Source organism: Rhodanobacter sp. UC4443_H10 (genome assembly GCF_052978325.1).
Map to the genome: position 1 here is coordinate 2463082 of NZ_CM129668.1, position 18091 is coordinate 2481172.

At 70.3% G+C, this 18091-nt stretch carries 15 protein-coding genes; 11 read left to right on the top strand and 4 right to left on the bottom strand.

Annotation, left to right across the window (positions count from 1 at the left end):
* Positions 1–401: 401 nt before the first annotated feature.
* The 11 genes from ACVCMB_RS11285 (at position 402) to ilvA (ending at position 13329) form a co-directional block, all read left to right on the top strand.
* Positions 402–2024 (top strand): 2-isopropylmalate synthase, encoded by a 1623-nt coding sequence (locus ACVCMB_RS11285; protein ID WP_447106967.1) that lies wholly within the window; start codon positions 402–404, stop codon positions 2022–2024.
* A complete protein-coding gene (locus tag ACVCMB_RS11290) occupies positions 2021–3016 on the top strand; it encodes a branched-chain amino acid transaminase (RefSeq protein WP_395120584.1) in 996 nt (331 codons plus the stop codon). Before ACVCMB_RS11285 ends, ACVCMB_RS11290 begins: the two co-directional genes overlap by 4 nt.
* On the top strand, positions 3013–4428 hold the full coding sequence (leuC, locus tag ACVCMB_RS11295) for a 3-isopropylmalate dehydratase large subunit (protein ID WP_447106968.1): 1416 nt from the start codon (positions 3013–3015) through the stop codon (positions 4426–4428). Before ACVCMB_RS11290 ends, leuC begins: the two co-directional genes overlap by 4 nt.
* Positions 4425–5006 carry a 3-isopropylmalate dehydratase small subunit gene (gene leuD, locus ACVCMB_RS11300; RefSeq protein WP_447106969.1) on the top strand — a complete coding sequence of 194 codons (582 nt, stop codon included), beginning with the start codon at positions 4425–4427 and terminating at the stop codon, positions 5004–5006. Before leuC ends, leuD begins: the two co-directional genes overlap by 4 nt.
* The gene (leuB, locus tag ACVCMB_RS11305; protein WP_447106970.1) at positions 5003–6100 is read left to right on the top strand and encodes a 3-isopropylmalate dehydrogenase; all 1098 of its coding nucleotides are present in this window, start codon (positions 5003–5005) and stop codon (positions 6098–6100) included. The genes leuD and leuB overlap by 4 nt, the downstream gene beginning before the upstream one ends.
* Before the next feature lie 325 nt (positions 6101–6425).
* Positions 6426–8138 (top strand): dihydroxy-acid dehydratase, encoded by a 1713-nt coding sequence (gene ilvD / locus ACVCMB_RS11310; protein ID WP_447106971.1) that lies wholly within the window; start codon positions 6426–6428, stop codon positions 8136–8138.
* The gene (ilvC, locus tag ACVCMB_RS11315) at positions 8135–9145 is read left to right on the top strand and encodes a ketol-acid reductoisomerase (RefSeq protein WP_447106972.1); all 1011 of its coding nucleotides are present in this window, start codon (positions 8135–8137) and stop codon (positions 9143–9145) included. Before ilvD ends, ilvC begins: the two co-directional genes overlap by 4 nt.
* Positions 9146–9213: 68 nt before the next feature.
* Positions 9214–9555 carry a hypothetical protein gene (locus ACVCMB_RS11320; RefSeq protein WP_395120596.1) on the top strand — a complete coding sequence of 114 codons (342 nt, stop codon included), beginning with the start codon at positions 9214–9216 and terminating at the stop codon, positions 9553–9555.
* Positions 9556–9604: 49 nt separating this feature from the next.
* Positions 9605–11467 (top strand): biosynthetic-type acetolactate synthase large subunit, encoded by a 1863-nt coding sequence (gene ilvB, locus ACVCMB_RS11325; RefSeq protein ID WP_447106973.1) that lies wholly within the window; start codon positions 9605–9607, stop codon positions 11465–11467.
* Between the two features lie 63 nt (positions 11468–11530).
* Positions 11531–11779: an acetolactate synthase small subunit gene (ilvN, locus tag ACVCMB_RS11330; RefSeq protein WP_395120598.1), complete on the top strand. Its 249-nt coding sequence runs from the start codon at positions 11531–11533 to the stop codon at positions 11777–11779.
* Entirely contained in the window at positions 11776–13329 is a 1554-nt protein-coding gene (gene ilvA / locus ACVCMB_RS11335; protein WP_395120600.1) for a threonine ammonia-lyase, biosynthetic, read from the top strand. The genes ilvN and ilvA overlap by 4 nt, the downstream gene beginning before the upstream one ends.
* A 37-nt stretch (positions 13330–13366) precedes the next feature.
* On the opposite strand, the gene ACVCMB_RS11340 is transcribed toward ilvA, so the two are convergent.
* The 4 genes from ACVCMB_RS11340 to ACVCMB_RS11355 form a co-directional block, all read right to left on the bottom strand.
* A complete protein-coding gene (locus ACVCMB_RS11340) occupies positions 13367–14503 on the bottom strand; it encodes a GGDEF domain-containing protein (protein WP_447106974.1) in 1137 nt (378 codons plus the stop codon).
* A 99-nt stretch (positions 14504–14602) separates the two neighbouring features.
* Positions 14603–15340 carry a 3-oxoacyl-ACP reductase FabG gene (gene fabG / locus ACVCMB_RS11345; protein WP_447097794.1) on the bottom strand — a complete coding sequence of 246 codons (738 nt, stop codon included), beginning with the start codon at positions 15338–15340 and terminating at the stop codon, positions 14603–14605.
* A 13-nt stretch (positions 15341–15353) separates the two neighbouring features.
* Positions 15354–15788, bottom strand: coding sequence for a phosphotransferase (locus ACVCMB_RS11350; RefSeq protein ID WP_395120606.1), 435 nt, complete (start codon positions 15786–15788; stop codon positions 15354–15356).
* Entirely contained in the window at positions 15772–18090 is a 2319-nt protein-coding gene (locus ACVCMB_RS11355; RefSeq protein WP_447106975.1) for an MMPL family transporter, read from the bottom strand. Before ACVCMB_RS11355 ends, ACVCMB_RS11350 begins: the two co-directional genes overlap by 17 nt.
* Position 18091: the final 1 nt, after the last annotated feature.

The following is an 18091-nucleotide window of genomic DNA, read 5'->3' on the forward strand; positions in this document are numbered from 1 at the left end:
GCTGTCGGTAGCCGATCCCGGCGAGAGCCAATGGTTTCATCTGAATCTATTTGGAAGCCTAGCCGTCCAAATTGCGCCGCGGCGGCTTGGAAGATTTCGTCATGAAGATTTTTGTTGACAGGCTCGCCGGCATCGCTTACGGTCGGCTTCATGTCGCAACGCAGCAGCCACTGCCGCACCGCCGAAATGAACCGTCTCGCGACGGTTGACGGCCTGCTGCAGGCTCGCGGCACGCTCATTATTACCCTCGTACTCGTACTCCTTATTACCAACGGAGGTGCGGGCTGAGGGCATGTGTCCAGGTAGCTAGAAAAACCTGAAAACACCCAAAGAACCCCGCACCCGGTAACGGATGCGGGGTTTTTTTGTGCCTTCGGCGACGCCCACACAGCGAAGCCATGATGAAAAACCCCGACCAGCACAACGCCCCCGCCGGCGACGACGACGTAGCCGCCGACCGCGTGCGCATCTTCGACACCACCTTGCGCGACGGCGAGCAGACGCCCGGTTTCTCGATGGACCGGCGCGCCAAGCTGCGCATGGCGCAGATGCTCGAATCGCTCGGCGTGGATGTGCTCGAGGCGGGTTTTCCGCAGGCCTCGCCGGATGATTTCGCCGCGGTGGCGCAGATCGCCGAGTCGCTGAAATCCACCACCGTGTGCGCGCTGGCGCGCTGCCAGTCCGGCGACGTCGACAGCGCCGCCCGCGCGCTGGAGCGGGCACAGCGTTCGCGCATCCACGTTTTCATCTCCACCAGCGCGCTGCATCGCGAGCACAAGCTGGGCATGAGCAAGGCGCAGGTGCTGGATGCCGCGGTTGCCGCGGTGGAACAGGCGCGTGAACGCTGCCACGAAGTGGAGTTCTCCGCCGAGGACGCGATGCGCACCGAGCCGGAGTTCCTCGCCGAGATATTCGCCGCCGCCGTTGCAGCCGGCGCCAGCACGCTCAATGCACCGGACACGGTCGGCTACATGACGCCGGCCGAGATCGCCGAACGTTTCGCCTGGCTGCGTGCCCACGTCGCCGGCGCCGAACGCGTGGTGTTCTCCAGCCATTGCCACAACGACCTCGGCATGGCGGTGGCCAACAGCCTGGCCGCGGTGGAGGCCGGCGCGCGCCAGGTGGAATGCACCGTCAACGGTATCGGCGAGCGCGCCGGCAACGCCGCGCTGGAGGAGATCGTGATGGCGTTGAAGGTGCGCGGCGCGTACTTCGGCGCGGATACCCGCATCGATACGCGCAAGCTGCATCCCGCCTCGCGCCTGCTGTCGCAACTCACCGGCCAGCAGGTGCAGCGCAACAAGGCAATCGTCGGCGCGAACGCCTTCGCGCACGAGTCGGGCATCCACCAGCACGGCATGCTCAAGCATCGCGGCACCTACGAAATCATGCGCCCGCAGGACGTGGGCCTGGCCGAGACCAAGCTGGTGCTGGGCAAGCACTCCGGTCGTGCCGCGCTGCGCCAGCGGTTGCAGGCGCTGGGCCACGCGCCGGAAGAAGCAGCTTTGGACGCGATCTTCGCGCGCTTCAAGACGCTGGCCGACAAGAAGCGCGAGGTGCACGACGAGGATCTGGAAGCGCTGGCGCTGGGCCAGGACCCCGACGCGCTGGGTCCGTGGCGGCTGCTGCGTCTGGACACCAGCACGCACCTGGGTGGCGGCGCCTCGGCGGCGGTGAAACTGCGCCACGACGATGGCCGTGAAGCCGCCGAAGCGGCGATCGGCGACGGCCCGGTCGACGCGGTGCTGCGCGCCATCGAACGCGCCACCGACAGCGACCTGCGGCTGACGGATTTCCAGGTGCGCGCGGTCAGCGAGGGCGGCGATGCCCAGGGCCAGGCTCGGCTGGTCGCCCGCCATGCCGGCCGCGACTGGAACGGCGACGGCGTCAGCACCGACATCGTCGAAGCCACCGCGCAGGCCGCGCTGGCCATCGTCAATCGCATCGAACGACACGCGCCGGTCACGCCAGCGACCGCATCCCCAACCCCACGCAACACCAAAGCCCTGGGAGCCACCGCATGAGTACGCCCTTCGTCTGGCACAACGGCCGGATCAAGCCGTGGGCCGATGCCAACGTCCACGTCAGCACGCACGCACTGCACTACGGCTCGTCGGTGTTCGAGGGCGAGCGCGTCTATGCCACACCGAACGGGCCAGCCTATTTTCGCCTGGCCGAACACACCCGCCGGCTGTTCGAGTCGGCGCGCGTCTACGAGATCGAGGTGGGCTACAGCGAAGACGAGATCAACGCCGCGTGCCTGGAACTGATCCGCGCCAACGCGATGCCGTCGGCCTACGTGCGGCCGATCGTGTTCCGCGGCGCCGGCGGGTTGGGCGTGCTGGCAAGGGATGGCGCGCCGGTGGAGGTGGCGATCATCGCGCTGAACTGGGGCGCGTACCTGGGCGAGGCGGCCGAGCGCGGTGCCGACGTGTGCGTGTCGTCGTGGAACCGTCCCGCGCCGAACACCATCCCCAGCTGGGCCAAGGCCGGCGGCAACTACCTGTCCAGCCAGCTGATCGGACTGGAGGCACGCCGCAACGGCTACGACGAGGGCATCGCGCTGGGCCACAACGGCCTGCTCAGCGAAGGTGCCGGCGAGAATCTGTTCCTGGTGAAGCGCGGCAAGCTGCTCACCCCGCCGTCCAGCGCCGGCATCCTGGCCGGCATCACGCGCGACGCGGTACTCACCCTGGCCGCGGACCTCGGCATCGCGGTGGAGGAGCGCGAGCTGCCGCGCGAGGCGTTGTATTCCGCCGACGAAGTGTTCATGACCGGTACCGCCGCCGAAATCACCCCGGTGCGTTCGGTCGACCGCAAGGCGATCGGCAAGGGCGCACCGGGGCCGATCACGAAGGCTTTGCAGCAGGCGTTCTTCGGCCTGTTCGACGGCCGCACCGAGGATCGCTACGGCTGGTTGAGTGTGGTCAATGCAGTCGTCCCTGATTGTGGCTCAGCACCAGCTGGTGATCGCGCTCAGGGACGAGCGCACGAAGTGACGGAGGTCGCGGCATGAACCCGCGGACCCTCTTCGAGAAAGTCTGGGACGCCCACGTCGTCGTCGCCGAAACCGCCGACACGCCGGCGGTGATCTACGTCGACCTGCACCTGGTGCACGAGGTCACCTCGCCGCAGGCGTTCAGCGAACTGCGCGAGCGTGGGCTGAAACTGCGCCGGCCCGACCGCATGCTGGCCACGCTGGATCATTCCACGCCGACCCTGCCGACGAATGCCGACGGCAGCCGCCCGTATGCGAACGCCGAGGCGCAGGCGCAGGTCGCGCAGCTGGAAGCGAACTGCCGCGAGTTCGGCGTCGAACTGCACGGCTGGGACAGTGCCGACCGCGGCATCGTGCACGTGATCGGCCCCGAGCTGGGCGCGACCCAGCCGGGCATGACCATCGTCTGCGGCGACAGCCACACCTCGACCCACGGCGCGTTCGGCGCGCTGGCGTTCGGCATCGGCACCACCGAGGTCGGCCACGTGATGGCCACGCAGTGCCTGCTGCAACGCAGGCCGAAGACCATGGCTATCCACGTGGACGGCCAATTGCCACCGGGCGTGGGCGCGAAGGACCTGATCCTGCACATCATTGGCACGATCGGTGTCGATGGCGGCACCGGTTACGTGCTGGAGTATCGCGGCGCGGCGATCGAGGCGCTGTCGATGGACGAGCGCATGACCGTCTGCAACATGTCGATCGAGGCCGGCGCGCGCGCCGGGCTGATCGCGCCGGACGAGACCACGTTCGCCTGGCTGAAGGATCGCCCGCGCGTGCCGCAGGGCGCGGCGTGGGACGCGGCGGTGGCGAGGTGGCGCGCATTGCGCAGCGACGACGGCGCGCGCTACGACCGCGAGGTGCGCATCGACGCCGGCGCGGTGAGACCCACCGTCACCTACGGCACCCATCCGGGCATGGCGATCGCGATGGACGCGCCGGTACCGGCGGCGACCAATGCGCAGGAACGCCGCGCGCTCGACTACATGCAGAGCACGCCCGGCCAGCCGATGCAGGGCACGCCGGTCGACGTCGTGTTCGTCGGCAGCTGCACCAACTCGCGCCTGTCCGACCTGCGCGAAGCGGCGCGCGTGCTGCATGGCCGACGCATCGCGCAAGGTGTACGCATGCTGGTGGTGCCCGGTTCCGAGGCGGTGCGCCGCGACGCCGAGCGCGAAGGCCTGCACCACGTGTTCACCGCCGCCGGCGCCGAGTGGCGCGTGCCCGGCTGCTCGATGTGCATCGCGATGAACGGCGACCTGGCGCAGCCGGGCCAGCTGGTGGTGAGCACCTCCAACCGCAACTTCGAAGGCCGCCAGGGCAAGGGCGCACGCACCGTGCTGGCCAGCCCGGCCACCGCCGCCGCATCGGCGATCGCCGGGCGCATCGCCGATCCGCGCGAGTACACGACGCAGGAGCAAGCCGCATGAAACCGATCACCCGCCTCCACTCCCGCACCGCCGTGCTGGCCGACGAGAACATCGACACCGACCGCATCATCCCGGCGCGCTTCCTCACCACCACCACGCGCGAGGGGCTGGGCCAGCTGTGCTTTCACGACTGGCGCTACCAGGCCGACGGCAGCGACAACCCGGCGTTCCCGCTGAACCGGCCGGAAGCGCGCGGCTGCTCGATCCTCGTCGCCGGGCGCAACTTCGGCTGCGGCTCCTCACGCGAGCACGCGCCGTGGGCGCTGCTGGATTACGGCATCCAGGCGGTGCTGTGCAGCGAGATCGCGGACATCTTCCGCGGCAACGCGCTGAAGAACGGCTTGCTGGCGATCCAGCTCGCGGCGCGGGAACACCACTGGCTGCTCAAGCACCCCGGCATCGAGCTGGCGATCGACGTGCGCGGCCAGTTCATCGAACTGCCCGACGGCGGCCACATCCCGTTCGCGCTGGAGCCGTTCGCGCGGCACTGCCTGCTCAACGGCGTCGACCAGCTCGGCTACCTGCTGCAGCAGGGTGAGGCCATCCATCGGTACGAACAACAGGAGCAAGCGGCATGAAGGCACGCATCGTCACCCTGCCCGGCGATGGCGTCGGCCCCGAGGTCACCGCCGCCGCGGTGGCCGTATTGAAGACCGTGGCCGCGCGCCATGAGCACGTGTTCGCGTTCGAGGAACAGCTGATCGGCGGCATCGCGATCGACGCCACCGGCGAACCGCTGCCGGCCGCTTCGCTGGCCGCGTGCCGGTCCGCCGATGCGGTGCTGCTGGGCGCCGTTGGCGGCCCGAAGTGGTCCGATCCGAACGCATCCGTGCGCCCCGAACAGGGCCTGCTGGCGCTGCGCGCTGCGCTCGGCGTGTACGCGAACCTGCGCCCGCTGCAGGTGCATCCGGCGCTGGCCAACCTGTCGCCGCTGAAGAACGACAAGCTGGAAAACGTCGACGTGCTGTTCGTGCGCGAGCTCACCGGCGGCGCCTATTTCGGCGCGAAGACGCGCAGCGCCGACGCCGCCACCGACGAGTGCAGGTACACCGTGGCCGAGATCGAGCGCGTGGTGCGCCGTGCGTTCGATCTGGCGCGCGACCGCCGCCGCCATGTCACCTCGGTCGACAAGGCGAACGTGCTGGAAACCTCGCGGCTGTGGCGCAGCACGGTGCAGCGCATCGCCGCCGACTACCCCGACGTCAAGCTCGAGCACCAGCTGGTCGACTCGATGGCGATGCTGCTGCTGACCCAGCCGAACCGCTACGACGTGGTGGTCACCGAGAACCTGTTCGGCGACATCCTCACCGACGAGGCCGCCGCGCTGGCCGGCTCGCTCGGCCTGCTGCCGTCGGCGTCGCTGGGCGACGGTCGCCGTGGACTGTACGAACCGATCCACGGCTCGGCGCCGGACATCGCCGGCCAGGGCGTGGCCAACCCGGTCGGCGCCATCCTTTCCGCCGCGCTGCTGCTGCGCCATTCGCTGGGCCTGGAAGCCGAAGCGGCGGCGATCGAATCGGCGGTCGAGCAGGTGCTGCGCCACGGCCCGCACAGTCGCGACATCGGCGGCAGCGCCGGCACCGACGAGGTGCGCGATGCAGTGATCGCCGCGATCGACGAGCACGCCGGCAGCGCCGCCGTGTTCTTTGCCGGAGCACGCGCATGCGGCTGATCCGGTTAGCTTTCCCCGGCGGGCACACGGACGTGCCCGCATTTTCTGCCGCCCCCTGCGCGCATGCGACATGGATGGCTCCTGCACGCCGCGATGGCGCCGACTCCCTCGCCATTCCGTCGACCTCCCTCGCGCGCAGGGGGCGCTTTTTCCATTCGCTGCCGATCGACTTCATGGCGAGCACCCACCCCTCATCCGCCCCTTCGGGGCCCCTTCATTCGGGCCATCCCTGGCCCTCACCCTGCGGGCGGCTGGCGCCGTGCAAATCGGCCTTCCTGCCGATTTGTCTCCCCGTCAAGGGAGTTAGTCCTTCGGAGCTTTCTTCATGCGCAGTGACCTGATCAAGAGCGGCCCGGACCGCGCGCCCGCCCGTGCCATGTTGCGCGCCACCGGCCAGGACGACGCCGCGCTGAAGAAGCCGCTGGTGGCGGTGGTGCACACCTGGTCGGACGTCTCGCCGTGCAACCTCAACCTGCGCGATCTCGCGCAGGCAGCGATGGAAGGCGTGCGCGCTGCCGGCGGCACGCCGGTGGAGTTCAACACCATCGCGGTCACCGACGGCATCGCCATGGGCACGCCGGGCATGCGCTATTCGCTGGTCAGCCGCGAGGTCATCACCGACTCGATCGAGGCGGCGGTGGAAGGCCACCTGTGCGACGCCATGGTGGTGCTGTGCGGCTGCGACAAGACCATCCCCGCTGCCGCGATGGCAATGGCGCGGCTGGACATCCCGGCCGTCGCGCTCTATGGCGGCACCATCGCGCATGGCCTGCACAAGAACCGGCCGATCACCATCCAGCAGGTGTTCGAGGCGGTGGGCGCGCACGGCGCAGGCAAGATCGACGACGCGGAACTGCACGCGGTGGAATGCGACGCCTGCGGCGGCGCCGGCGCCTGCGGCGGCCAGTTCACCGCCAACACCATGGCGATGGTGCTGACCACGCTGGGGCTGTCGCCGATGGGACTGAACGACATCCCCGCCACCCACCCGGACAAGCTCGCCGCCGCGCGCCGCTGCGGCGAGCTGGTGATGGACTGCCTGCGCGAGGACCGCACGCCGCGTGCCCTGATCAGCCGCACCGCGATGCACAACGCCGCGCGCATGGTCGCGGCCACCGCCGGCTCCACCAACGCGGTGCTGCACCTGCTCGCGATCGCCCGCGAGGCCGGCGTGGACTGGTCGCTGGAGGATTTCCAGCCGGCCACCGAGGCCACCCCGGTGATCGCCGACCTGCTGCCCTCCGGCCGCTACACCGCGGTGGAGATGTTCGACGCCGGCGGCGCCGCGCGCGTGGCGCAGGAGCTGATCGAAGCCGGCATGCTGATCGACGCGCCCACCGTCACCGGCCGCAGCCTGTTCGCGGAGGCCGCCGCCGCGCCACGCTTCGCCGACCAACCGGTGATCGCGCCCGTGAGTGCGCCGCTGAAACCGCACGGCGGCTATTCCATTCTCTACGGCAATCTCGCGCCGGATGGCTGCATCCTGAAGATCCCCGGCAAGCACGGCCCCGGCCACGGCGGCACCCGCTTCGAGGGCAGCGCACGCGTGTTCGAGAGCGAGGAGGCTGCCTTCGCCGCCGTGCAGGAAGGCCGCATCGCGAAGGGCGACGTGGTGGTGATCCGCAACGAAGGCCCGGCCGGCGGCCCCGGCATGCGCGAGATGCTCGGCGTCACCGCCGCGCTGATCGGCCGCGGTCTCGGCGACGACGTGGCGCTGATCACCGACGGCCGCTTCTCCGGCGCCACCCACGGCTTCATGGTCGGCCACATGGCGCCGGAAGCCGCCCGCGGCGGGCCGATCGCGCTGCTGGCCGACGGCGACTGCATCCGCATCGACGCGCTCGCCCGCGAAATTTCCACCGACGCCGACCTCGCCGCGCGCCGCGCGCGGTGGCAGCCACCGGCACCGAAAGTCAGCCGCGGCGTGCTCGCCAAGTTCGCCCTGCTGGTGGGCTCTGCCTCCGATGGCGCCACCACGCAACCCGCCTCACCCGCACCGCACACCACCATCGCATCCAACCAGGGAGTCACCGCATGAGCAGCAACAACACCCTCGCCAAATCCCGCATCGCCGTGCTCGGCTACGGCAGCCAGGGCCGCGCGCACGCGCTGAACCTGCGCGACTCCGGCCTCGACGTGGTGGTCGGCCTGCGCCCGAACGGCCCGACCTGGCACAAGGCCAAGGCCGACGGCTTCAAGGTCGCCGAGCCGGCCGAGGCGGTGAAAGGCGCCGACCTGGTCGCCGTGCTCACGCCCGACATGGTGCAGCCCGCGCTGTACAAGGAAGCGATCGAGCCGAACCTCAAGCCCGGCGCCGCGCTCTTGTTCGCGCACGGCTTCAACGTGCACTTCAGGCAGATCGAACCGCGTGCCGACATCGACGTGATCCTGGTGGCGCCGAAGGGCCCCGGCGCGCTGGTGCGCAGCGAGTACGAGCGCGGCCGCGGCGTGCCGTGCATCTGGGCGGTGCACCAGGACGTCAGCGGCCAGGCCGAGGCGAAGACGAAAGGCTACGCCGACGGCATCGGCGGCGGCCGCGCGATGCTCATCAAGACCGACTTCAAGGAAGAGACCGAGACCGACCTGTTCGGCGAGCAGGCGGTGCTCTGCGGCGGCGCCAGCGAGCTGGTGACCAAGGGTTTCGAGACCCTGGTCGAGGCCGGCTACCAGCCGGAGATCGCCTATTACGAGGTGATGCACGAGCTGAAGCTGATCGTCGACCTGTTCTACGAGGGCGGCCTGGCCAAGATGCTGCAGTTCGTCTCCGAGACCGCGCAGTACGGCGACTACGTCAGCGGCCCGCGGGTGGTCGACGCCGGCGTGAAGGCGCGCATGAAGGAAGTGCTCACCGACATCCAGGACGGCACCTTCGCGCGCAACTGGACGGCCGAATACGCCGCCGGCCTGCCGAACTACAAGCGGCTCAAGCAGGCCGACCTCGCGCATCCGATCGAGCAGGTCGGCGCGAAGCTGCGGGCACAGATGCCGTGGCTGCAGCCAAGCGCGCCGAAGACCGTCGTCGAGCCGCTGAAGAAAGCCGGTTGAATCCCCGCGGGTCGGCCGGTACTTCGCCGGCGACCCGAATGACTTGTCCCGACATCACGAGGTCTGCCATGAAACGCTTCCACATCGCCCTGGCCGTTGCCGACCTGGACGCCTCCGTCGCCGATTACAGCGCCCGCCTGGGCCAGCCGCCGCACGCGCTGGTGCCCGGCAGCTACGCCCTGTGGCGTACCGACCAGCTCAACTTCTCGATCAGCCGCGAACCCGCGCACGCCGGACAGTTGCGCCACGTGGGTTTCGAGGACGACGACGCGCGCGGCTTCACCTGCGAGGCCGACGTCAACGGCATCGCGTGGGAGAACTTCTCCGCCGTGGCGCAGGAGCTGCGGATCATCTCGACCTACGGCGTGCCCGTGCACCAGGGCGCCGCGGAAGAACTGATCCGCAACTGAGCCGCACCTCTTCGACCCGCCGGCCCGACCGGCACCGCCAGGAGTCATCGTGACCACCTCTTCCCCACCCGCCAGCGCGGCCGTCGCCGTCACCCATCCCTCGCCCGTCGCGGTGCCGGCCAGCGGCGCCGAGGCGATCGTGCAGGTGCTCGCCGACGAGGGCGTGGAGGTGATCTTCGGCTACTCCGGCGGCGCGATCCTGCCGGTGTACGACGCGGTGTTCCGCCACAACGCCTTGCACCCCCGCGAAGACGGCGGCGAGTCGATGCCGCTGGTGGTGCCGGCCAACGAGCAGGGCGCCGGGTTCATGGCGGCCGGCTACGCGCGCGCCTCGGGCAAGGTCGGCGTGGCCATCGTCACCTCCGGCCCGGGTGCGACCAACATGGTCACGCCGGTGCGCGACTCGATGGCCGACTCGATTCCGCTGGTGGTGATCTGCGGCCAGGTCGGCACCGCCTCGATCGGCAGCGACGCGTTCCAGGAGGCGCCGGTCAGCAACATCATGGGCGCCTGCGCCAAGCACGTGTTCCTGGTCACCGATGCGGCGCAGCTGGAGGCGACCGTGCGCACCGCGTTCACCTTGGCGCGCAGCGGCCGCCCCGGCCCGGTGGTGGTGGACGTGCCCAAGGACGTGCAGAACGCCGCGATCGACTGGCACGGCAGCGGCGAACTGCTGCTCGGCGGCTATCGCTCGCGGCTGCGCACGGTGGAGCAGGCCAGCCTCTCCGACACGGACTGCGCGGCGTTCTTTGCCGCGCTGGCGCAGGCGCGGCGACCGCTGATCTACGCCGGCGGCGGCGTGATCGCGGCGGAGGCCAGCACGGCGCTGCGCGACTTCGTCGACGCCTTCGGGCTGCCGGTCACCACCACCTTGATGGGCCTGGGCGCGTTCGACACCGCCGACCCGCGCGCGCTGCACATGCTCGGCATGCACGGCACCGCCTATGCGAACTACGCGGTGGAAGACTGCGACTTCGTGCTGGCGTTGGGCGCGCGCTTCGACGATCGCGTGGCCGGCGTGCCGGACAGGTTCGCGCCGGGCGCGAAGTTCATCGCGCAGATCGACATCGACCCGGCCGAGATCGGCAAGGTCAAGCGCGTGGACTGGCACCACGTCGGCCCGCTCACGCGCGCGCTGGAACGGCTCACCGCGTACGGCCGCGCGCACGCCATCGCGCCGCAGCTCGCCGCGTGGCATGCGCACGTGGCCGGGCTCAAGCGCACGCACGCCATGGACTACGACCGCGCCAGCGCGCTGATCCAGCCATACGCGGTGATCGAGGCGCTCAACCGCCACACGCAGGGCCGCGCGATCATCAGCACCGGCGTCGGCCAGCACCAGATGTGGGCGGCGCAGTACTTCGATTTCCGCGCGCCACGGCATTGGCTCACCTCCGGCTCGATGGGCACGATGGGCTTCGGCCTGCCCGCGGCGATCGGCGCGCAGTTCGCGCACCCGGGCAAGCTCGTGATCGACATCGACGGCGACGCCAGCATCCGCATGAACATCGGCGAGCTGGAAACCGTCACCACCTACGGCCTGCCGCTGAAGGTCGTGGTGCTCAACAACAGCGGCGACGGCATGGTGCGGCAGTGGCAGCGGCTGTATTTCAAGGGTCGCTTTGCCGGCTCCGACAAGAGCCTGCACAAGAAGGATTTCGTGCTCGCCGCGCAGGCCGACGGATTCGCCTGGGCGCGACGACTCGACCAGCCGGCCGCGCTGGAGGCGACCGTCGCCGATTTCCTCGCCTTCGCCGGCCCGGCCTTCCTCGAAGTGGTGATCGACCCGGACGCCGGCGTGTACCCGATGGTCGGCCCCGGCGCCAGCTACGCGCAGATGATCACCGGCGATTTCATCGCCTCGCGCAAGGCGGCAGCCGTGGACGAAGGCGCGACGTCGCACATGTTCTGAGCTTTCGATTTTCCCTTCTCCCTCCGGTGACCGCAGGGAAAGGACCACCCACGGAGCATCGCCATGAACCACACCCTGTCCATCCTGCTGCAGAACGAAGCCGGCGCGCTGGTGCGCGTGGCCGGGCTGTTTGCCGCGCGCGGCTACAACATCGACACGCTGACCGTCGGCCCCACGCACGACCCGTCGGTGTCGCGGCTGGTCCTCACCGTGCAATGCGACGAGGCCGGGCTGGGCCGGATCATGCAGCAGACGCGCAAGCTGGTGGACGTGCTGCAGGTGGCGCACCCGGCCGCCGCGCTCGCCGCGTGAATGCAGCCGCGCCACTGCCGCTCGACGGCGACGACGCCCTGCTCGCGCAGATCCTCGGCGCCCGCGTGCATGACGTGGCGCGCGAATCGGCGCTGGACGAGGCGCCGTTGCTCGGCGCACGGCTGGGCCGGCGCGTACTGCTCAAGCGCGAGGACCAGCAGAGCGTGTTCTCGTTCAAGCTGCGCGGCGCGTACAACCGCATGGTGCAGCTGGATGCGGCACAGCGCGCGCGTGGCGTGATCGCCGCCTCGGCCGGCAACCACGCGCAAGGCGTGGCGCTGGCCGCGGCGAAGCTGGGTATCCGCGCCACCATCGTGATGCCGGTGACCGCGCCGCAGGTGAAGGTGGATGCGGTGCGCCGCTTCGGCGGCGCGATGGTCGAGGTGCTGCTGGCCGGCGACTCCTACAGCGAGGCCCAGGCCGCCGCCGCGCAACTGCAAGCCGAGCGCGCTGCGGTGTTCGTGCATCCGTTCGACGACCCGGCGGTGATCGCCGGCCAGGGCACCATCGCGCTGGAGATCCTGCGCCAGCACCCCGGCCCGCTGCAGGCGGTGTTCGTGCCGGTCGGCGGCGGCGGCCTGCTCGCCGGCGTGGCCGCGTGCATCAAGGCGCTGCGGCCTGCGGTGCAGGTGATCGGCGTGCAGGCGGCGGATTCGGACGCGATGGCGCGCTCGCTGGAGCGCGGCGAGCGCGTGGTGCTGGACGAGGTGGGCCTGTTCGCCGACGGCACCGCGGTGAAGCAGGTCGGCGCGCTGACCTTTTCGCTGTGCCGGCAGCACGTCGATGCCATGCTGCGGGTGGATGCCGACGCGATCTGCGCGGCGATCCGCGACGTCTACCACGACACCCGCAGCGTGCCCGAGCCCGCCGGCGCACTCGCCCTGGCCGGGCTGAAGCAGTACGCCGCCGCGCACCCCGGCGACGACGGCACGCTGGTGGCGATCGTCTCCGGCGCCAACATGAACTTCGACCGCCTGCGCTTCGTCGCCGAGCGCGCCGAGCTGGGCGAGCAGCGCGAGGCGGTGTTCGCGGTGACCATCCCGGAGGAGCGCGGCAGCTTCCGCCGCTTCTGCGCCACGCTGGGCCGGCACCAGATCACCGAGTTCAACTACCGCATCGGCGACACGCACAGCGCACACATCTTCGTCGGCGTGCAGATCGCCAGCCGCGCCGAACGCGAGGCGCTGGTCGCCGCCTTCCATGCGCAGGCCTTCGCCGTGCTCGACCTCACCGACGACGAACTGGCCAAGCTGCACCTGCGCCACATGGTCGGCGGCCGCTCGCCGCTGGCCCGCGACGAACTGCTGTACCGCTTCGAATTCCCCGAACGCCCCGGCGCCCTGGTGCACTTCCTCGACCAGCTGCACCCGGACTGGAACATCAGCCTGTTCCACTACCGCAACCACGGCGCCGACCACGGCCGCATCCTGGTCGGCCTGCAGGTGCCGGCCGCCGAACACGCCCTGTTCGCGCGGTTCCTCGCCACGCTCGGCTACCCGCACGTGGACGACAGCGCGCACCCGGCCTACCGCTTGCTGCTGCGCACGTGAGCGGGAAGCGTCCTGCGGACGGCCGAAGGATGAACGGCTAGAACAGGTCGATGCTGCCCGCGGCGAGGCCACGGCCGAGTGCGCCGCAGGCGCCGAGTTCCTCGTAGCCGCGCACGCCGTCGCGGCCGTGCTGCTTGACGAAATACAGCGCCTGGTCGGCGCGGTCGAGCGCCACGGCGGGGTAGTCGTGCGCGCCGATGCGCGAGTAGCCGATGCTGATGGTGACGTGACCGACCAGCGGGAAGGCGAAGCGGGCGACGTGCGCGCGGAAGCGTTCCAGCACGCCGTGCACGGTGACCTCGTCGGTGGCGCTGAACAGGGCCACGAACTCCTCGCCGCCGAAGCGGAACAGCACGTCGCCGCGACGGAAGCAGGCGCGCATCTGCTGTGCCAGCAGCAGGATCACCTCGTCGCCGTAGACGTGGCCGAAATTGTCGTTGATGTGCTTGAAATGGTCGATGTCCACGATCGCCAGCCACACCTGCGCCGCCTCGCCGGCCGGCGCCGCGCGCTGCTCCTGCGCGGGCGGAACGGCATGCGGATACGGCCGCAGCGGCGTATCGCGCAGTTGCAGCATCCGCTGCAACTGGCGCTCCAGGCTGCGCCGGTTGTACAGGCCGGTCAGCTTGTCGTGCTCGCTCTCGTGCAGCAGCGCGGTGTAGTTGGCGTAGATGCGCGCGAAGCCGTCGATCAGCGACCGGCTGCGCAGCGGCGCCAGCGCGCTGTCCAGTTGCAGCGCACCGATCGCATGCCCTTCACGCACGATCGGCACCAGCTGGCGATGCAGGCCGTTGCGGGTTTCGGTCTGCGCCTGCATGTCCTGCAGGCAGCGATGGATCGGGCCCAGCGCCGCACCCAGGCATTCCGGTTCCAGCGGATGCACCTGGTACGCGCCGACGCTGTCGGGCGAGCAGCACACCACGCTTTCCAGCGCGCTGTCCTCCGGGAAGCACTTGGCCAGGGTCACGCGACGCGCACCGGTCAGTTCGGCCAGGGTCAGCACCAGGCTGTGGTCGAGCGCGTCGAGATCGCGGTGGTGGGTGAGCGCCGCTAGCGAATCGAGCACGCGCCATTCGTCGGGCGCCTCGACGGCCACCGGCCGCGCCGTCAGCACCTCGCTGCACGGGTCGGCCAGCTCCAGGCTGTCTTCCTCGATGAATTCGTGCTCGATCACGGACACTCCCGGCGCCACGCGCCCGGACTCGGTTGCGGGGACCCGACTGGGCCCTCCAGTGTCGGTATCGGCCCCGCGGGGGCAGTCTTTAGCGCGGGATCAGGCCATCCCGCCGTTTACCCCGATCACCTGGCCGTTGATGTAGCCGGCCGCCTCCGAGCACAGGAACGCCACCAGTGCCGCCACTTCCTCCGGCGTGCCGGCGCGCTGGGCCGGCACCAGCTCGCGGATGCGTTCGGGCGGGAACGCGGCGTCGGCCATGCGCCCCTCGATCACGCCAGGCGCGACCACGTTGACGGTGATCCCGCGCGAAGCCATTTCGCGCGCCAGCGATTTGCTGGCGCCATGCAGCGCGGCCTTGGCGGCGGCGTAGTTGGTCTGCCCGCGGTTGCCCAGCAGCGCCGCGACCGAGCTGATCGACACGATGCGGCCGAAGCGCGCGCGCGCCATCGGCAGCAGCAGCGGCTGGGTGACATTGAAGAAGCCGTGCAGGCTCACGTCGATCACCCGGTGCCATTGCTCGGAGCTCATCCCGGCCATCGGCGCGTCGTCGTGGATGCCGGCGTTGTTGACCACCGCATGGATGCAGCCCTCGCCGAGCAGCACGTCCAGCGCCGCGCGGGTGACCTCGGCGTCGCTCACGTCGAAGGCGGTGGCCTGCGCACTGCCGCCGCCGGCGACGATTTCGCCGACCACCGCCTCGGCGCGATGCAGGCTGCGGTTCGCGTGCACGATCACGTGGTAGCCGCCGCCGGCCAGTGCCTGGGCGATGGCGCCGCCGAGCTCGCCGCTGCCACCGGTGACCAGGGCGCGTCGCAGGGAGGTGGGAGTGGGCATGGGCGACCTCGAATCAGGATTGGGGGTGGATCACCGCGGCGCGGCCGCGGCACAGCAGGCGGCCTTGGTGTTCGACGCGGAACGCATACTGGGCGCCGCCGTCGTCGGCGTACAGACATTCGGCATGGACGTCCAGACGGCCATCCAGATGGTCGACATGTTCCGCGAACAAGTCCACCTCGCGCAGGCTGACCAGCCGGCCGGGGCGCACCGTTTCATGGCCCCGCTCGCGCGCCAGCAATGCGCCATGCACGGCCATCGCCTGCGCACCGTACTCGGCCAGGTGCACCGCGTGCAGGCCGTGCCCGCCGCGCAGCGGGTTGTCCAGGCGCGCGTGACCGGCGCTGATGGCGTGGATGCCGCGCTCGTCCCACGCCAGTACCGCATCGAGCAGGCACATGCGGCCGGCGTGCGGGATGAGGTGGGCCCAGTCAGTCTTGTCGAGCATGCGGCGCCATCAGGATCGACAGGCAGAAGTGGAACGCCACGCCCAGGCTCACCGTGAGCCCGATCGCGCGCAACACCGGAATCGTCGCCCACGCCAGCATGCCGAACACCAGCAGCGCGGACAGCACGCAGACCAGGGTGGCGTGCAAGGTGCGCCGCTGCTCGGCCGGGTCGCCGGTGTCGCGCTCGAAGAACAGCGCGTAATGCAGGCCCAGGCCGCCGGCGAGGATCAGCGCGACCAGGTGGAACAGCGAGATCTCGATGCCGGCCACGCGCTCGACCGCGAGCACCAGGAAGGTTGCCAGCGTCATCGGCGCCAGCACGTGCCAGGCGCGGCGCGCGCTGCGCAGGGCGACCGAGATCGTCACCACCAGCAGCAGTCCGGCCGCCAGCAGCGCCTGGAGGATGCGCGTGCGATAGGCGGCCACCAGCGATTCGGAGGCGGCCTTGAGATCAAGCAGATGCACCGCGCCGCCGCGGTCCGCGCCCAGCGTCTGCAGCGCGGCGACGTCATGCACGCCGCTGACCGTGGCCAGGCCCAGCCAGTGGCCATCGCGCTGCACCAGCATCGCGGCCAGGCGCTGGCCCAGCGGCGTCTGCGCGTAGCGCTCGGGCGTCAGCGGCGGCAGCGCGCGTGCGGTTTCCACGTCATCGACGAACGGCTGGAACAGGTCGGCGCGGAACGGCATGCCCTGCAGCGCCCCGGCCAGCGCATGTTCGAGCATGGCGCGATCAGGCAACTTCTGCTGCCGCGCGCGCTGCTGCGCCACGGCAGGCAGGTAGCGCGAAGGCAATTCGATCGCGTCGACCGCATGTCGCGCCACCAGCGCGTCGGCCTGCGGCTGCAGCGATTGCGACAGCGCCAGCACGCCCTGTTCGGTGGGTGCCTGCAACAACAGCAGGTAACGCACGTCCGGCGCACCCAGCGCTTGGCGCAGACGCGCATCGTGCTGCAACAACGCGGTCGGCACCGGCGTCAGCGCAGCAAGGTTGTTCTGCCAGAACGGGCCCGGCGCCAGCGCCAGCATCGCAGCGATCGCCAGCGCCACCAGCAGCGGAATCCAGCGCGAGCGCGGCAGCCGGTCGAGCCAGCCGCGAGCACGGATCAACCAGCCCATCGCGGCCACGTCGCGCACGCGCCGCGGCAACAGATGCGGCAGCAGGTAGCGCGTGCTCAGGCCCGCCACCAGCAACCCCACGATGGTGAACACCGCCAACTGCTGCAGCCCGGCCACGCCGGAGGCGTAGAACGCCAGGTAGGCGATGCAGGCCGAGGCGATCGCGGTGAGCAGCAGCGGCCACAGGTCGCGCACGCTCTGCAACGCGTCCTCGCCGGCACGGCGGTGGCTGAGCACGCGGATCGGGTATTCCTGCGCCACGCCGAGCAAGGTGAAGCCGAAGGCCAGGGTGATGCCGTGCACTTCGCTGAACACGAGGGTGAGCGCGGCGATGCCGGCCAGTGCGGCGCTGGCGATCGGCAGCGCGGACAGCAGCAGCGAGCTCACGCTGCGATAGGCCAGCAGCAGCAGCGCGATGAAGCCCACGGTGGAGATGCGCCCGATCCAGTCGGCCTGGTGCCGCGTCTGCGCGCCGATCACCACGCTGAAGTAGCCCGGACCGCTCAGTTCCAGCCGCGCGTCGGCACTGCCGGGCAACACGTGGAACGCCTCGCGGATGCCGTCGATCGCCTGCTGCTGCGCGCCGGGGTCGAAGCCGGCGGCCACGGTCTGCACCAGCAGCAACGCTTCGTGCTGCGGGGTGAACCACACGCCGTCGCGCAGCTGGGGCGATTTCGCCGGCGCCCAGCGCTCGGCCAGTTTCAACGTCTCCAGCGTGGGATCGCGCGGCAGCAGGTTCTTCAGCAGGCTGGCGGCCGGCGAGGAGAGGTCGTCCAGCCGCTGCTGCAACTGATCGGCGAGATAGGCCTCGTCCAGCGGCTGCGTGTCCAGCGTGGGCGAGAGCAGGTAGCGATACGGCAGCAACCGGGGATCGAGCGACGCGAGGTCGAAGCTGCCGTTGAGCACCTGGCTGTAGCGCGCGTCCTTTTTCAGCGCGGCGGCGAGGCCCTGGCTCAAGCCGGCCAGTTGCCCGTCGGAAGCGCCGGAGATCGACAGCAGCAGCAAGCGCGAACCCGGCCCCTCGCCCACCTGCTCCATCAGCAGGCGCTGGTCCGGCGTGGTCGGCGCGGGCATGAAGCTGCGCAGGTCGCTGCTGACGTGCAGGCGCTGGCTCACGATCCAGCCGAGTCCGGCCAGCGCCAGCAGCCAGGTGACCAGCAGCGTGGCGCGGGCGCCGCGGTGCATG

Bases quoted from the DNA above. Each gene is read 5' to 3' on its own strand.
- ACVCMB_RS11290 (WP_395120584.1), top strand. From the start codon at position 2,021: ATGAGTACGCCCTTCGTCTGGCACAACGGCCGGATCAAGCCGTGGGCC.
- ACVCMB_RS11355 (WP_447106975.1), bottom strand. From the start codon at position 18,090: ATGCACCGCGGCGCCCGCGCCACGCTGCTGGTCACCTGGCTGCTGGCG.
- ilvC (WP_447106972.1), top strand. From the start codon at position 8,135: ATGAGCAGCAACAACACCCTCGCCAAATCCCGCATCGCCGTGCTCGGC.
- ilvD (WP_447106971.1), top strand. From the start codon at position 6,426: ATGCGCAGTGACCTGATCAAGAGCGGCCCGGACCGCGCGCCCGCCCGT.
- ACVCMB_RS11350 (WP_395120606.1), bottom strand. From the start codon at position 15,788: ATGCTCGACAAGACTGACTGGGCCCACCTCATCCCGCACGCCGGCCGC.
- ACVCMB_RS11285 (WP_447106967.1), top strand. From the start codon at position 402: ATGAAAAACCCCGACCAGCACAACGCCCCCGCCGGCGACGACGACGTA.
- ilvN (WP_395120598.1), top strand. From the start codon at position 11,531: ATGAACCACACCCTGTCCATCCTGCTGCAGAACGAAGCCGGCGCGCTG.
- leuB (WP_447106970.1), top strand. From the start codon at position 5,003: ATGAAGGCACGCATCGTCACCCTGCCCGGCGATGGCGTCGGCCCCGAG.
- leuC (WP_447106968.1), top strand. From the start codon at position 3,013: ATGAACCCGCGGACCCTCTTCGAGAAAGTCTGGGACGCCCACGTCGTC.
- fabG (WP_447097794.1), bottom strand. From the start codon at position 15,340: ATGCCCACTCCCACCTCCCTGCGACGCGCCCTGGTCACCGGTGGCAGC.
- ACVCMB_RS11320 (WP_395120596.1), top strand. From the start codon at position 9,214: ATGAAACGCTTCCACATCGCCCTGGCCGTTGCCGACCTGGACGCCTCC.
- leuD (WP_447106969.1), top strand. From the start codon at position 4,425: ATGAAACCGATCACCCGCCTCCACTCCCGCACCGCCGTGCTGGCCGAC.